Here is a 14,760-nt window from a genome sequence, read left to right on the forward strand (position 1 = left end):
CGGGTGGGGACGGCACCAACCCTCCCCTTTGCGATCACGAAGAATCGGCCACGGACCGTGCGTTCCGAATGGGTCGGTCATGGGCAGCCTGCGACACGACAGGAAGGGTGGTGCCACGTGGGACTGGTCATGCGGGACGGCCGCGGACAGCTGGTGATAGGGGAGCCCCCGGAAACAACAACGGTGCCGCTGGAGATCGCGGCCTCGTTGAGGGCTCGTACGAAGGGGCTGCTGGGGCGGGACTCGATCGACGGGGCGATGCTGCTGTCGCCTGCCGGCAGCGTGCACACCTTCGGCATGCGGATGCCCATCGACGTGGCCTATCTCGACCGTGGCCTGCGGGTCATCGCCGTACGGACCATGCCGCCGGGGCGGCTCGGGCGGCCCCGGCTTCGGGCTCGGCACGTGCTGGAGGCGGAGGCCGGTGCGATGGCCCGGTGGGGGGTTCGGGTGGGTGTGCGGGTCAGCTTTCCGAGCGGGGGAAGCTGACCTCGACGCGGCGGTTCTTGCGGCGGCCCTCCTCCGTGGCGTTCGAGGCGATCGGGTAGTCCTCGCCGTAGCCGCGGACCTCGAAGGTGACGTTCGGGTCGTTCAGGTCGTCGTCCAAGGCGTCCTGTACGGCGTTGGCGCGCTGGCGGGACAGGACGTCGCCGTGGGCGGCGGAGCCGAGGTTGTCCGTGAAGCCGAAGACGCGGATGCGGGTGGCGTTCTGCTTCTTGATCTCCTCGGCGATGGCGGCGATGCGGGCCCTCGCGTCCGGGCTGAGCTTGGCGCTGTCCTTGCCGAACAGCACCTCGGCCTGCAGGGCGAACTTCACGTCCGCGTTGGTGTCCTCACGGCGTTCGTCTCCCGACTGGTCCTCCACGACCGACTTGATGTCCAGCACCTTCGGCGCGGCCAGCGTGGCCCCTTCGGGGAGCTTGAGATCGGGATCGTCCGCATCGACCCGCACGGGCGCGGCGGCGGTGGCCTCGGTACCGGGCGGAACACTCGGGGCGTCGTCGGCGTGGGCCGTGGGGGTGGTGAGGAGGAGGACGGCGGCGGTGAGAGCGAGGGTTCGGGGGAGGGACATGGGCCGCCTCAACCCGAGATCTGGATGGTGGCGGGCGCGAACATCGGCAGTTGGAAGACCACTTCGGTGACGTCTGCCGGCGGGGCAGGGAACTGAAGGAACACCGGGATGGATTCGCCGGACCTGACGGTCGCGATGCCCGTCGTCGTGAGGGGGCGTCCCTCCGTGTCGCGCAGTACGTAGTACCGCTTCTTGCCCTTGGAGTCGACAAGTGTGGCTCCACCTAGCGACCGGCCGTGCCGCAACACCTCTGTCTCATCGCCACTGAGCTGCGCAGGGATCACGGCGGACTTGCCGCTGTCGTTCTTCAGCCCGCCGCTGACCGTGACGAAGCCGCCGGAGTCGCGCTGGGCCGAGGTGATCTGAAGCATCAGCCCGTCCGGCCCCTTCAACTCGGCGAGAGGTGTGTCCGACTGGCCCTCCTGCGTACTCGCTCGGGGGCCGCCGCCCCGTGGTGCTGACGCGGATGCAGAGCCGACCGGCTTCTTACCGTCGCCGCCATCGCTGCAGCCGGCCACGCCGACTGCCAGACCGATGGCCACCGCCAGCGCGGCCGTCCCCCTGCGCATGCTCATAGCTCTGCTTCCCCCTCCACTCGTCGTTCGCTGCTCATTCGGCCAGATGGACGTCGAAGAGGTCCTGCGGCTCGGGGAGGCCCGCCGGATCGTCCAGGTCGATGTCCCAGTCGCGGCCATCCTTGCAACTGAGCTGGGGCAGGACGTCGTCTTTAGCTCCCTCGGCAGGAGGCTGCACCGCGCAGAGCGGCTCGATCACTGCTTTGGCAGACGCCTTCGCATGCTGGTCCTCCGTATGCGGGACGATGGACCGCCCGACCGAATCGTTGGTCTTGACCTCGACTTCGTAACTCAGCGGTCCTGGCTCGCACAGTTCCACAGAGGCGTCGTTCTGCGCGGCCAGCTCGTATGCCCGCGTACAGGACGTGGGGGTCCCGACGTCTCCGTGGAGGATTGCCTGCCATGCGGTCGGGTCGTGCAGCTTCTCCACCCACAGGTCCACGAACTGGTCCCTGGTGTCCTGGGCCGCTGCGAGCGCCGCAGCATCCGCTGCCGTCTGGGCGTCGTTCCTCTTCGCCGCGGCCTGGCCGACCGCGAGGTAAGCGAACGCAAGCAGGAGCAGGCCCCCCACCACCGTGATGTAGATGGGAAAGGCCTGCCCCGCGTCGCCGTACCTACAGCGACGCATCAGCCGTTGCCGACGACCTCGTTGATCTTGTCCGTGATCGCATTGAAAATCGTCTGCCCGATGTCCGTACCCGTGATCGCCAACACGATGGCGACCACGACCGCGATGATGCCCAGATACTCCACCGCCGTCTGGCCCCTGTCGTCGTGGGCCATGCGGGTGATCCAGTTGCTCATGGTGCTCCCCTCTGTCGGCCCCGGCACCGTAGAGCCCACCGCCCCGCCGCTTCGAGGGTCCGTGGGCCCAAATGCGGGCCCAGGCGTTCACCTCGGCTCCCGGGGGGCCGTGCCCAGCCACTTCGCCGTCGCCTCCGCGCGGCTGGTGCTGTGCAGCTTGGCGAAGATGCGGTTGATGTGGTTCTTGACCGTCTTCTCGCTGATGAAGCAGGCCGCGGCGATCTGCTGGTTCGTCAGGCCCGAGGCGATGAGGTCCATGATCTCCGCTTCCCTGGTGCTGAGTTGGGCACCCCATGACCTCGACTGTCCCATGGATGGTTGCAGTTGTGAAGAGGATGGGGTGCGTGCGGGTGCATTTTGGGACACCGACGGGGTGTTGCCGTGTGCAGTCGCACTTGAAGCGCTCCGTAGATGGCCCAGCAGCGCCTCCGTCGCCGTCGGAGACGTGTGCGGGCGGCCTCGGCTCGCGTCTCTCACCGCTGCCAGCAGTTGGTCCACCGTGAAGTCGCCGTGCACCAGGTAGCCGGCCGCGCCCCTGCGCAGGGCCTCCAGCGTGGTCTCCGGTTCGCCGCTGTAGGTGAGCATGAGGACCGGGGCCAGCGGGGTCAGGTGCGGCAGGGCCGTCAGGCCGTCGACGCCGGGCATGTGGACGTCCAGGAGGATGACGTCCGGGTGGTGCCGGTGTGCCGCCTGCTGAGCCTGGCGGCCGTCCGACGCCTCCGCGACGACCGTGATGTCGTCGTGGCCGGACAGGAGTGCCGCAAGGCCCGCGCGGACCACCGGGTTGTCGTCCGCGATCAGCACACGCAGGGGCATCAGGCCGCCTCCCGGGGCGGGGACACGGGGAGTTCCACGCTGATCAGCGTGCCCCGCGCCCGGTCGCCGTGGCCGAGGTGGAGGCGGGCGCCGATGGACGCGGCGCGTTCGGCCATGCCGAGGAGGCCGAAGTGGCCTCGGGTGCGCAGATGCTCCAGGGCCGTGTCCGGGGGCAGGCCTCGGCCGTCGTCGTGGATCGTCATGCGGAGGTGGTTTCCGTGCAGGGCCGCCCGGACGTCGATCCGGGTGGGGTCCGCGTGGCGGTGGGCGTTCTCCAGGGCCTCTTCGGCGATCTTGAGGAGCTGGCGGGTCGTCGCGGGCGGGAGGGGGACGGGTGAGGCGGCGCCGCTGTACACGGCCGGGATGCCCGTGCGGATGGTGAAGTCCTCGGTGCGGGCCGCCAGTTCTCGGAGGAAGTCCAGGTCCGGCGGTTGCTCCCGGCGCAGATCCGTCAGCAGGGCCCGGGTCTCCGTGGCGGCCCGGCGGGCGGAGCGGGCGATCAGTTCCGCCTGGCGGCCGATGACCGCCGGGTCCGTACGCGGGCTGCTCGCCGACGCCGCGAGGCCCGCCGCCGCCAGGGCCACGCCGTGCAGGGTCTTGGCCACCGAGTCGTGCATCTCGCGGGCGAGCCGGGCGCGCTCGGCGTCCGCCGCCTCCCGTGCGGCCAGGCGGGACCTGGCCTCGGTCAGGGCCTCCGTCGCTGCGCCGAAGCGGAGGAGGAGGTTGCGCAGGGTGGAGCCGAGGGCGCCGGTCACCACGCACAGGCCGGGGAGGAGGAGGGCCTCGGCGGGATTGCCGTGCAGGTCGTGGGCCGTGGCGTGGACGAGGAGGAGGATCAGGGACTGCAGGCTCGCGAAGCAGGCCGCGCCGCGCCAGCTGTAGACGATGCCGGCGAGCAGCGGGGTGCAGACGCTGACGTAGGCGAGGGTGGTGTCGGGGCCGGCGGAGATCAGCAGGAGGGAGCCGAAGAGGGTGTCGACGGCGAGGAGGGTGGGGTGGCGCAGGAGGAGGGGGCCGAAGCGTTCCCAGTCCCGGAAGAGGGCGTAGGAGGCCATGAAGGTGACGACCACGGCCGCGCCTACCAGGCGGGTGCCCCAGCCGGGGGCGGCGTTGAGGAGGGCGGCGGGGGCGGCGAGGGCGATCATGGCGAGGCGGAAGCCGAAGACCTGGCGGCACATCGCTTGTAGGGCGTTGCGTTCGGGTGCGGGTGCGGGTGCGGGTGCGTGGGTGGGCACGCGGCCTTCGGCCGCGTCGGGGTTCCCACCCGCACCACCCGTACAACTTTCGTTGTCGGGTGCGGGTGGCCCCGGTGGGGCCTGCTCGCCGTCGGCGGCTTTCCCGCCGTACGGCGGCCATGGCCGCCGGCCGTGTCGTGGCCTGTTCTCCGTCAGCGCCATCTCCCCTCCCCCCTACTCCCCCGTGATCGAGCCGAAGTCCGTGCCCGAGCCCAGGAGCAGGCCTGCGCCCAGGAGCAGCATCGTCGCCGGGACCATGAACGTCGTGATCATCAGCGTGGCCCGCGGCACCGCACGGGCCGCCTTGCGGCGGGCGTTCTGCGCGTCCGTGCGGCGCATGTCCTTGGCGATGGAGACCAGCGTGTCCACGATCGGGGCGCCCAGCTCCTCGCCCTGCTGCAGGGCCGTGACGAACATGGCGACCTGCTCGGAGTCGTTGCGGCGGCGCAGTTCCGCGAAGGCCTCGCGGCGGCTCATGCCGAGGTCCATCTGGCGCAGGGTGATGCGGATCTCGTCGGCCCAGGGGCCCTCGTAGCGTGAGGCGACCCGGTCCAGGGCCTGGCGGAAGCCGAGGCCGGCGCTGACGACGACGGCGAGGACGTCGAGGAAGTCCGGCAGGGTGCGTTCGATGACGTCCTTGCGGACACGGATCGCCGCCCAGATGCCGACCTCCGTCCAGACCGCGCCGAAGGCCAGCAGCAGCAGGGCGATCAGGTACTGGCCGCGCAGCAGGAAGACCAGGAAGCCGGTGGCGCCCAGCGCGCCGTAGACCGCTCTGCGGGCCGCGTAGCGGTCCAGGGTGAGGCCGCCGGGGTTGCCGGCCAGGTCGATCTTGCGTCGGTAGCGGGCGACGAGCCGGGGGCCCATCAGGCGCAGTACGGCGGGGGCGTACCGCATGCCCATGCGGTCGATGAGGGAGTCCACCGCGCCGGTGCGGGTGGAGCCGACCTCCAGGGCGAGGGCGAGGTCGGTGGGGAGTTTCGCCTCCGAGCGGTACATGCGGATGCCGGTGAAGACGCCCGCCACGCTCAGCGCCATCAGCAGTGCCAGTCCGAGTGCCATGCCGCCTCCTGCTCAGACGTCGATCCGGGACATACGGCGGATGAGGACGAAGCCGATCGCGTACAGCACGAACGCGATCAGCACGCAGGCCTGGCCGACCGGTGAACCCGTCATGCGGTCCAGGGCGCCGTCCTTGACGCCGTTCATCAGGAACAACGAACCGATGCCCATCACCGGGACCGCGTACGACGTCATGTTGACCTGGGAGAGCTGCGTGCGGATCTCCCGTCGGGTCTCCTTGCGCTCCTCCAGCGTCTCCGTCAGGTTGCGCAGGGCGCCGACCACCTGGCCGCCCGCCCGGTTGGACAGGACCAGGGTGGTGACCAGGACGACCAGCTCGCGGGAGGGAAGGCGGGCCGCCAGCTCCTCCAGGGCGTCGTCCAGCGACACGCCGACCGCCAACTGGTCGGCCACCTTGGCCAGTTCCTCGCCGGCCGGGGCCTCCAGCTCCTCGGCCGCCATGCCGATCGCGGTGCGCAGGGCGAGGCCGGCCTGGGTGGCGTTGGCCAGGATGCGGGCGAGTTCGGGCAGTTGGTTGATGAACTTCTCGATGCGTTTCTGGCGTTGCCAGGTGAGGAACTGCAGGGCCGCCCAGATGCCCAGGAGGCCGGCGATCGGGCCGAAGAAGGGGGCCAGGGTGGCCTGGCCGAGCAGCCACAGGCCGGCGACGGTCGCCAGCATCGCCGCGAAGAACTCGCCCGGGGTGACGTCCAGGCCGGTGGCGGCCAGCCGCAGCTCCAGTTTCCGGCCGAGCCGGGTGCGGCGCAGGCGGCGGTCCAGGCCGCGGAAGTGGCGGGTGCGGCCGGTGACCGCGGCCGACCCGGTGTGGGTCAGGCGGTCGACGAGCGCGGCGCGCTGGGCCCGGCCCCGGGCGTAGCCGTGGACGCCGGCGACGGCGAGGACGCAGGTGAGCAGGGTGACGCCGGTGGTGAGCGTGATCAGGGTGTTCAGTTCCATGGCGTCCTACCTCGCCTCTCGGGTGGCCAGTTGGTCGGCCGACGCAGCCACGCCGTAGGCCTGTGGGATGGGCTGGCCGGCCATGTAGAGGCGGTCGGCGGTGCGGCGCGGGAGCGGGAAGTACTGGAAGGTGCCGTACACGCGGCCGTCGGCGGTCATCGGCTGTGCCTGGAAGCGGGCGACCGTGGCCAGGCGGTACGGCTCGCCGCCGTGGCTGTCGAGCAGGGCGATCTCGGTGATGCGGCGGGCGCCGTCGGGGAAGCGGGTGAGCTGGACGATGACGTCGACGGCGCTGTTGATCTGGTCGTGCAGGGCGACGAAGGGGATCTCCACGTCGGACATGGAGGCCAGGGTCTGCAGCCGGGTGAGCGCGTCCTCGGCGCTGTTGGCGTGCACGGTGGCCAGGGAGCCGTCGTGGCCGGTGGACATGGCCTGGAGCATGTCGAGGGACTCGCCGCCGCGGACCTCTCCGACGACGATCCGGTCGGGCCGCATCCGCAGCGAGTTGCGGACCAGGTCGCGGATGGTGATACGGCCCTTGCCCTCGACGTTGGGCGGGCGGGACTCCAGGCGGATCACATGGGACTGCTGGAGCTGGAGTTCGGCGGAGTCCTCGATGGTGATGATGCGTTCGCCCTCGGGGATCAGCCCGGACAGGGCGTTGAGCAGGGTCGTCTTCCCGGTGCCGGTGGCGCCGGAGACGATGATGTTGAAGCGGGCCTGCACCAGGCCGGCCAGCAGGAACACCATGTGCTCGTCGAGGGAGTCGAAGCCGACCAGCTCGTGCAGGGTGAAGGAGCGCGGGAAGCGGCGGATGGTGAGGGTGGGGCCGGTCAGGGACAGCGGCGGGATGATCACGTTGACGCGTTCGCCGGAGGGGAGGCGGGCGTCGACCATGGGGTTCGACTCGTCGACGCGGCGGTTGACGGTGGAGACGATCCGCTCGATGGTCTGCATCAGCTGGTCGGCGCTGGCGAAGCGCAGCGGGAGCTGTTCGACGCGGCCGGCCCGTTCGACGAAGATCGCGTCGGGGCCGTTGACCATGATCTCGGTGATGGAGGCGTCTTCGAGGAGGGGTTCGAGGATGCCGAGGCCGAGGGCTTCGTCGACCACGCGGCGGATCAGCTGCGAGCGTTCGACCGTGGACAGGACCGGGCCCTCGCGGCTGATGATGTGGCCGAGGACGCGCTCCAGGCGGGCCCGGCGCTCGGCGGCGGCCAGCGCGCCCATCTCCGCGAGGTCGATCTCCTCCAGCAGCTTGGCGCGGTAGGAGGCGACCAGATGGCCGTCCTCGCCGCGGCTGCGGTGCTCCTCGGGGGAGCTGACGCGTGCCCGCAGGCTCATCTCAGGTGCTCCTCGGTCGGTGGTCGAGCGGCATGGTCGCGGTGCGGGTGGCCTCCCCGAAGTCCCAGCCGGGGACCAGGGACGGGATGTGGACGGCCGCGGTGACCCGTACGGCCTCGCCCAGATCGGCCCTGCTGCACGCGGTGCCGTCGGCGAGGCCGCCGCTGACCGCGCCGACGCACGCCGCCTGGTAGTCCTCGTCCAGGGAGGCGCTGCGCGCCCCGGCCCGGGCGGCGGTGCCCGCCTGCTGGGCGGTGTAGGCGACCAGGCCGAGCTGGATGCCGGCGAGGGCGACGAGCAGCAGGATCGGCAGGAAGCCGAGGTATTCGAGGGCCACCTGCCCGCGGTCCCGGGCGTCACCGTCGTACCGCATCAGTGCTTCGCCTCCTCCACCGCGCCCGCCGAGCCGTGGACCTTGAACGGGAAGCCGAGCACGCCCGGGAAGAGGATCGGGACCTCCAGGGAGACCCGGGCGGTCACATAGCCGTCCGCGGTCACGCAGCCGATGTCCGCGGCGCCCCGCCACGGGCCGGACAGCTTGTCCGTGCCGGCCTGCCGGCAGGCCGCGTCGCGCGCCCCCGGCTCGGCGGCCGTGCCCGCCCGCACCGCCTCGTCGGCGGCGTTCCCGGCGAGGGTGTAGGTGTAGCCGACGAGCACGCACTGCCACAGCGCCACCAGCGTGACGATGATCAGCGGGGTCATGCCGAGGAACTCGACGGTGACCTGGCCCCCGTCTCCCGTGCGCCGCTTCACCCGCCCTCCCTCCGCCTGCGCAGCACCAGCGCGCCGCGTCCGCTCGCCCGGTGGCCGCCCTCGGAGGAGCGCGCGAGGCCGAGTTCGCCGGCGAGGGTCCACAGGGCCTGTTTCACGGCCGACTTGTTGTCCAGCTCGTGCAGGCGGCCGGAGTCGACGACCGCCTGGAGTTCCTTGAAGTGGGCGGGGATCGCGGTGGCCGCGAGGGCGGTGCCGGTGATCTTCTGGATGAGGGAGGGCTGGATCTCCGTACCGCGGGTGTGCCGGTTGACGACGACGGTGGTCTCCTCGGCCTTGCGGATCTGGAGCCGGTCCCACAGGCGCACGGCCCGCTTGGCTCCTCGTACGGCGATCACATCCGGTGTGGTGACCAGCAGGGCGGTGTCGGCCATCTCCACGGCGGTCGCGCCGGCGCCGGACAACTGGGCGCCGCAGTCGATGACGACGACGTCGTAGCGGGAGCGCAGGGCGCTGACGAGGTGGCGGGCGGCGCGGTCGGTGACGTCCTCGCCGCGTTCGCCCTCGGCGGGGGCGAGCAGCAGGGCGAGTCCGGTGTCGTGGTTGAAGACGGCGTCGGCGAGGACGCGCGGGGTGATGTCGGTGATGGTCGCGAGGTCGACGACGGAGCGGCGGAACTGGACGTCGAGGTAGGAGGCGATGTCCCCGGTCTGCAGGTCGAGGTCGACAAGGGCGGTGGCGCGTCCGGCGGCCTGGGCGGCGAGGGCGAGGTGGACTGCGGTGACGGTGGCGCCGACGCCGCCCTTGGCCCCGCTGACGGTGACGACGGTGCCGCCGGAGCCGGTGAACACGTCACCGCCATGGCCGAGGTGGCGCCGGACGCCGGTGGACCACTGGGCGACGGCCTGGACGCGGCTGGCGAGTTCCTCGTACGACAGCGGCAGCGCGAGCAGGCCGCGGGCGCCGGCGTCCATGGCGGCGGAGAACAGCACGGGGCTGGCGTCGGTGGTGACGAGGATGACGCCGACCGCCGGGAAGCGCAGGGCGACCTCGCGGATCAGCTCCAGGGCGGGGACGGGCCCGATGCGTTCGTGGACGACGACGACCTCGGGCAGTTCGTCGACGGACTCGGCGGCGAGGCGGGCGAGGGTGTCGACGAGCTGGGTGGAGTCGACGACGGGGGCGGCCGGTTCGGCGTCGGGGAGCTGGCTGAGCAGGGTCGTCAGGGACCGTACGGCGTCGGCGTCACCGACCGCGGGGAGGATCCTCGTGGGCATGCGGGCTCCTCACTTGTCCTTGGCGAGTTCGTACGTCCGGGCCTGCGGGGGCACGGTGGCGTCGCCGCCGGGGGCCACGAGGGCGAGGCGGACCCGCTTGGCGAACGACTCGGCGTAGGTGATGCGCTGGGCGTCGAGCGCGGAGAGCGCGAAGGTGATGGGGACGGCCTCGGTGGTGCGGGTGCGCCGGTCGGCGTCGGGTTCGAGGGCGGTGAGCTTGCCGACGTTGAGGACCTTGGCGCCGGTGACGATGACCCGGGAGGTGTCGGGGTCACCGTCCTTCTGTCCCTCGAAGGTGGCATAGACGTTGACGGAGGCGCCGGGGGTGATCTGGCCGGCGACCCCGGTGGCCGCGTCGATCATGATGGCGACCTCCTGCTGCCCGGGCTGCAGGGCCGGCTGGTCGACGATCATGTCGCGCTGCAGCAGCGAGCCCGCCCGCAGTGTGGTGACGGCGATCTTGCCCCGGACGGCGGCGAGGTCGGTGACGGCGGTGTCCGACAGCCAGCGCTTGGGCATCCTCACCTGTTTGAACTGGCCGGGGCTGAGCGCGGTGTAGGGCGCCACGTCGCTCCTGACCTCGTACGCGGTGACCTCGGGCCCGACCTTGGACTTCGCGTCGTCGACGACGGACAGCACGCCGGCGAACGCGCCGAGCGCGCACAGGACCGACAGGAGCAGGAGGATGACGCCGCGGCGCTGACGGGAGTTCATGGACCGTGCAACCTCATCGGATGGTGGGCGAGGGGGGTGGCGGGTCGGTCGTACGGGCTCAGCCCGCGGGAACCGGGAGGTCGTGGGCGGGGGGCGGGGTGGCGGAGCAGAAGACGCAGCGGTCGCCGATCACGTGGATGCCGCACCAGTGGCACAGGGTCTGCCGGACGGAGGCGACGAGCTGGTACAGCACGGACAGGTCGGAGAGGTAGGAGCAGAACTCGACGAGCTTGCCGGTGCCCCACCAGGCGGCCGACTCGGCGGGCAGCGGGGCCTCGTGCAGGCCCTGGACGTGCCAGGAGGGGGCGAGGGTGCCGGTGACCCAGTCGGAGGTGCTCTGCCCCTTGGCGTGCACCAGCCGGGTGGCGAACTCGGGCCCCTTGAGGGCGGCGCCGGGTCCGAGGCGAACCAGCTGCGGTTCGGGGTGGGCGAGCACGGCGAACTGGCTGCCCGGGAGCCAGGAGCGGGCGTGGGCCTTGAGGTCCACGGGGACGCGGTCGAGGCGGGCGACGGAGCCGAGCAGGGCGCCGGCGTGCAGGTAGTGCGTGAGCAGCCGGCCGGCCGAGGCGAGGACGCCGGGGCCGAGGTCGCAGGAGGCGAGCTGGCGCAGCTGGCGGGCGAGGACGGCGACGGCCAGCGGCGGCAGTTCGGGCCGGAAGAGCGCGATCCGGTCGCTCTCCAGCAGGGACCGCACGGTGTGCAGCCGCTGCTCGACGCCGGCGGGGGTGCCCTGCGGGTATACGACGATGACGTGCCCGTGCTGCTCGACGAGCGCGTGCAGGGTCAGCACCGCCTGCTCCAGCGGCTGCCGTTCGAGGTCCGGCAGGACGGCGGCGGGCAGGGTCCGCTCGTCCTGCGCCGGCAGCGCCAGGCCGGCGCTGGTGACGGCGACGGCAGTTGGCACGTGCAGCTCCCCCCTCACGTCCCCGCTTCACACCGGCCGGTCCCACCGGTCACGTGAGCGCACCGGCGTGACTTCACTGCGTGACTACGTGAGCACTGTATCCACGCGTCTGTGACCGGAGAACAGCGTTTGAGTAGCTGGTGGAGAACTGCTGTCGCACAAGTCACGCCAAATCGGGGCAGGTTGCGCGATCAACCCGCCGCTCGACGGCCGTGCGACGGATTTGGTCTGGACCTCTTGACAGCTCAATTGGTCTGGACCAACTTGTTGTCATGTCCCCACATAAGAGATCGGCACGGCTCTGGTCGGGCGCCGTCACCGCCGCCCTCGCCCTCACCTTCGCGGGCACGGGCCAGGCGTCCGCAGCGGACGTCAACAACGTCAGGAACGCCGGCTTCGAGTCCGGCCTGAGCAACTGGACCTGCTCCGCGAACAGCGGTACGACGGTCACCTCACCGGCGCACGGCGGCACTTCCGCCCTGAAGGCGACCCCGGCCGGGCAGGACAACGCGCGCTGCACGCAGACGGTCGCCGTGAAGCCCAACTCGACCTACAGCCTGGGCGCCTGGGTCCAGGGCGGCTACGCCTACCTGGGCGTGACGGGCACGGGCACGACGGACGTCTCGACGTGGACGCCGGACTCGCCGACGTGGAAGCAGCTGACGACGAGCTTCACCACGGGCGCCTCCACGACCTCGGTGACCCTCTACCTGCACGGCTGGTACGGCCAGGCCGCGTACTACGCCGACGACGTGCAGGTGTACGGCCCCGACGGCGGCGGAGGCACGGACCCGGCCCCGACGGTCCCGGCCGCCCCCGCGGGCCTGACGGTCTCCGGCACGACGTCCTCCTCCGTCTCCCTGTCCTGGAACGCGGTGTCGGGCGCGACCGGCTACACGGTCTACCGTGACGGCACCAAGGCGACGACGGTCACCGGCACGTCGGCGACGGTGACCGGCCTGACGGCGTCGACGTCGTACTCCTTCCAGGTCACGGCGTCCAACGCGGCAGGCGAATCGGCCAGGTCGACGGCGGTGACGGCGACGACGGCCGCGACGGGCGGCGGAGGCGGCGGAGGCGGTCTGCCCAAGCACGCGGTGACGGGCTACTGGCAGAACTTCAACAACGGCGCGACCGTGCAGAAGCTGTCGGACGTGCCGTCGGCCTACGACATCATCGCGGTCGCCTTCGCGGACGCGACGACGACGCCGGGCGCGGTGAGCTTCACGCTGGACTCGGCGGGCCTCGGCGGCTACACGGTGGACCAGTTCAAGGCGGACATCCGGGCCAAGCAGGCGGCCGGCAAGAAGGTCATCGTCTCGGTGGGCGGCCAGAACGGCACGGTGTCGATCAACGACGCGACGTCGGCGACGAACTTCGCGAACTCGGTGTACGCGCTGATGCAGACGTACGGCTTCGACGGCGTCGACATCGACCTGGAGAACGGCCTGAACGCGACGTACATGACGCAGGCGCTGCGGGCGCTCGCGGCGAAGGCGGGCCCGTCCCTGATCCTCACGATGGCCCCGCAGACGATCGACATGCAGTCCACGTCGGCCGGCTACTTCCAGACGGCGCTGAACGTGAAGGACATCCTCACGGTCGTCAACATGCAGTACTACAACAGCGGTTCCATGCTGGGCTGTGACGGCAAGGTCTACAGCCAGGGCACGGTCGACTTCCTCACGGCCCTGGCCTGCATCCAGCTCCAGGGCGGCCTCGCCCCGTCCCAGGTGGGCCTCGGCCTCCCGGCGTCCACCCGCGCGGCGGGCGGCGGCTACGTGGCCCCGAGCGTCGTGAACGCAGCCCTGGACTGCCTGACGAAGCTGACGAACTGCGGCAGTTTCAAGCCGTCGAAGACGTACCCCGACCTGCGGGGCGCGATGACCTGGTCGACGAACTGGGACGCGACGGCGGGCAACGCGTGGTCCTCGGCTGTGGGGGCGCATGTGCACGCGCTGCCGTGACGTGTGCCCCGGTGTTCAGGGGCGCCCCGCCCGCGGCTTCACGCGGGCGGGGCAATCTGCGTGCACGCGCTGCCGTGACGGGTGACGCAGTGACGGGGAGCGCCCCTGGCCGGGGGCGTTTGCCGTACGGCTGGCTGCCTCACAGGACGATCGACCAGAGGGACCCGGCTGCCGAGCCGCCGTGGGCACGCTCCAGCGCGGGCGGCACCACGCGCTCCAGGCCGCGCGCCAGGCGATGGACCTGGAGCGATACAGTCACCGCCGCCCAGATTCCGCTGTCTCTCGAAAACGCGATTTCGACGAGCCCGTAGTCCCGTCGCATGCGCCCCTTGCGCACGTCATCGAGAAAGTCGTCGCCAAGCCTCGCCTGCCACGCCTCCGGCGTGGCCCCGAGCGAGACGCCGAGCACTTCTCGCCGCAGGGCTGCGAGAACATAGAAGTCGATGTCCGACATCAGCCGCCCGCTGCCGCCTTGTTCATCTTCACGTCCTCCACGTACCGCGGCAGGCCGGGACGTTCGGAGCAAAAGGTGACGTGTGCCGTGAGCAAGTCGGGCTCAAGTCCCCCGTCGGACAAGACCGACTTCCTCCTCGGCCAAGGAGTCGCGCGCCTTCATCCGGGACATCGCCGGCCAGGAGGATCACTGCCTCACCGACACCCGGGACGCCCCTGCGGCGGATGATCCTCGCCATCAAGGCCGGGCAAGGCCGATCACCTGCTCTGAGGGGCCCAAGGAACGTGTGAAACATTTCCCCTCTCCACCGCATCAAGGAGGTGTAGGCGCCGCACGGCACGACGCAAGGGGAGCAGATGAGACAGGTCCGCGCTGAGGAGTACGCGGAGTTCGCCGCGGTGCGAGCCGGGCATCTGTACCGGGCCGCGTGTCTGCTCACCGCCGGGGACACCCACCTCGCCGAGGATCTGGTGCAGGAGACGCTGGGGCGGATCTACGTCCGCTGGGGACGCGTCTATCGCGCCGACAACCCCGCCGCCTACGCGCAGACCGTGCTCACCCGGACGTTCCTCGCCCACCGGCGGCGGCGCAGCAGCGGGGAGCGGGCGACCGACGTGCTGCCGGAGACGGCGTACGCCTCGGGCGACACGCCGTTGCGGCTGACGCTGCTCGACGCGCTCGCGCGGCTGCCCGCCAAGGACCGGGCCGTCGTCGTCCTGCGGTACTGGGAGGACCGGTCCGTCCAGGAGACCGCCGATGCGCTGGGCGCCAGTTCGGCCGCCGTGCGGACCCGCTGCACTCGGGCGCTGGCCCGGCTGCGGGAGCTGCTCGGTGAGGACATCGGCGCCTACGCCCGGCCCTGAATCTC

General features: G+C 71.3%; 18 protein-coding genes. 3 read left to right on the forward strand and 15 right to left on the reverse strand.

Annotation, left to right across the window (positions count from 1 at the left end):
• Positions 1–117: 117 nt before the first annotated feature.
• Positions 118–489: a DUF192 domain-containing protein gene (locus tag C3489_RS19880; RefSeq protein ID WP_103783229.1), complete on the forward strand. Its 372-nt coding sequence runs from the start codon at positions 118–120 to the stop codon at positions 487–489.
• On the opposite strand, the gene C3489_RS19885 is transcribed toward C3489_RS19880, so the two are convergent.
• The 14 genes from C3489_RS19885 to C3489_RS19945 all read right to left on the reverse strand — a co-directional run bounded on the left by C3489_RS19885 (position 464) and on the right by C3489_RS19945 (position 11,471).
• A complete protein-coding gene (locus tag C3489_RS19885; RefSeq protein ID WP_103783230.1) occupies positions 464–1,072 on the reverse strand; it encodes an OmpA family protein in 609 nt (202 codons plus the stop codon). The genes C3489_RS19880 and C3489_RS19885 overlap by 26 nt on opposite strands.
• 8 nt (positions 1,073–1,080) lie before the next feature.
• Positions 1,081–1,647: a hypothetical protein gene (locus C3489_RS19890; protein WP_103783231.1), complete on the reverse strand. Its 567-nt coding sequence runs from the start codon at positions 1,645–1,647 to the stop codon at positions 1,081–1,083.
• Between the two features lie 34 nt (positions 1,648–1,681).
• Positions 1,682–2,275 (reverse strand): pilus assembly protein TadG-related protein, encoded by a 594-nt coding sequence (locus tag C3489_RS19895; protein WP_103783232.1) that lies wholly within the window; start codon positions 2,273–2,275, stop codon positions 1,682–1,684.
• Complete coding sequence (locus tag C3489_RS38745; RefSeq protein ID WP_181139755.1) at positions 2,275–2,451, reverse strand: Flp family type IVb pilin; 177 nt, start codon at positions 2,449–2,451, stop codon at positions 2,275–2,277. The genes C3489_RS19895 and C3489_RS38745 overlap by 1 nt, the downstream gene beginning before the upstream one ends.
• 87 nt (positions 2,452–2,538) lie before the next feature.
• Positions 2,539–3,267, reverse strand: a complete 729-nt coding sequence (locus C3489_RS19900) for a response regulator transcription factor (RefSeq protein WP_103783233.1) — start codon at positions 3,265–3,267, stop codon at positions 2,539–2,541.
• Positions 3,267–4,664, reverse strand: coding sequence for a sensor histidine kinase (locus tag C3489_RS19905; protein ID WP_103783234.1), 1,398 nt, complete (start codon positions 4,662–4,664; stop codon positions 3,267–3,269). Before C3489_RS19905 ends, C3489_RS19900 begins: the two co-directional genes overlap by 1 nt.
• A 12-nt stretch (positions 4,665–4,676) precedes the next feature.
• Positions 4,677–5,564 carry a DUF5936 domain-containing protein gene (locus tag C3489_RS19910; protein ID WP_103783235.1) on the reverse strand — a complete coding sequence of 296 codons (888 nt, stop codon included), beginning with the start codon at positions 5,562–5,564 and terminating at the stop codon, positions 4,677–4,679.
• A gap of 12 nt (positions 5,565–5,576) precedes the next feature.
• Complete coding sequence (locus C3489_RS19915; RefSeq protein ID WP_103783236.1) at positions 5,577–6,521, reverse strand: type II secretion system F family protein; 945 nt, start codon at positions 6,519–6,521, stop codon at positions 5,577–5,579.
• A gap of 6 nt (positions 6,522–6,527) precedes the next feature.
• Positions 6,528–7,865 carry a CpaF family protein gene (locus C3489_RS19920; RefSeq protein WP_103783237.1) on the reverse strand — a complete coding sequence of 446 codons (1,338 nt, stop codon included), beginning with the start codon at positions 7,863–7,865 and terminating at the stop codon, positions 6,528–6,530.
• Position 7,866: 1 nt separating this feature from the next.
• Positions 7,867–8,238 carry a TadE/TadG family type IV pilus assembly protein gene (locus C3489_RS19925; RefSeq protein WP_103783238.1) on the reverse strand — a complete coding sequence of 124 codons (372 nt, stop codon included), beginning with the start codon at positions 8,236–8,238 and terminating at the stop codon, positions 7,867–7,869.
• A complete protein-coding gene (locus C3489_RS19930; RefSeq protein ID WP_103783278.1) occupies positions 8,238–8,567 on the reverse strand; it encodes a septum formation initiator in 330 nt (109 codons plus the stop codon). The genes C3489_RS19925 and C3489_RS19930 overlap by 1 nt, the downstream gene beginning before the upstream one ends.
• A 47-nt stretch (positions 8,568–8,614) precedes the next feature.
• Positions 8,615–9,853 (reverse strand): AAA family ATPase, encoded by a 1,239-nt coding sequence (locus C3489_RS19935; RefSeq protein WP_103783239.1) that lies wholly within the window; start codon positions 9,851–9,853, stop codon positions 8,615–8,617.
• 9 nt (positions 9,854–9,862) lie between these two features.
• Positions 9,863–10,567 (reverse strand): Flp pilus assembly protein CpaB, encoded by a 705-nt coding sequence (gene cpaB / locus C3489_RS19940; protein WP_103783240.1) that lies wholly within the window; start codon positions 10,565–10,567, stop codon positions 9,863–9,865.
• A 58-nt stretch (positions 10,568–10,625) separates the two neighbouring features.
• A complete protein-coding gene (locus C3489_RS19945) occupies positions 10,626–11,471 on the reverse strand; it encodes a hypothetical protein (protein ID WP_181139756.1) in 846 nt (281 codons plus the stop codon).
• Between the two features lie 272 nt (positions 11,472–11,743).
• Between C3489_RS19945 and C3489_RS19955 the strand changes: the two genes are divergently transcribed.
• On the forward strand, positions 11,744–13,438 hold the full coding sequence (locus tag C3489_RS19955; RefSeq protein ID WP_103783242.1) for a chitinase: 1,695 nt from the start codon (positions 11,744–11,746) through the stop codon (positions 13,436–13,438).
• A 139-nt stretch (positions 13,439–13,577) separates the two neighbouring features.
• On the opposite strand, the gene C3489_RS19960 is transcribed toward C3489_RS19955, so the two are convergent.
• Entirely contained in the window at positions 13,578–13,892 is a 315-nt protein-coding gene (locus C3489_RS19960) for a hypothetical protein (protein WP_103783243.1), read from the reverse strand.
• 356 nt (positions 13,893–14,248) lie between these two features.
• Here C3489_RS19960 and C3489_RS19965 point away from each other — a divergent pair, with 356 nt between their 5' ends.
• Complete coding sequence (locus tag C3489_RS19965; protein ID WP_103783244.1) at positions 14,249–14,755, forward strand: SigE family RNA polymerase sigma factor; 507 nt, start codon at positions 14,249–14,251, stop codon at positions 14,753–14,755.
• The last annotated feature ends 5 nt before the right edge of the window (positions 14,756–14,760 follow it).

It is taken from the genome of Streptomyces sp. Ru71 (assembly GCF_002920535.1).
In the GTDB taxonomy this organism is placed as follows: domain Bacteria; phylum Actinomycetota; class Actinomycetes; order Streptomycetales; family Streptomycetaceae; genus Streptomyces.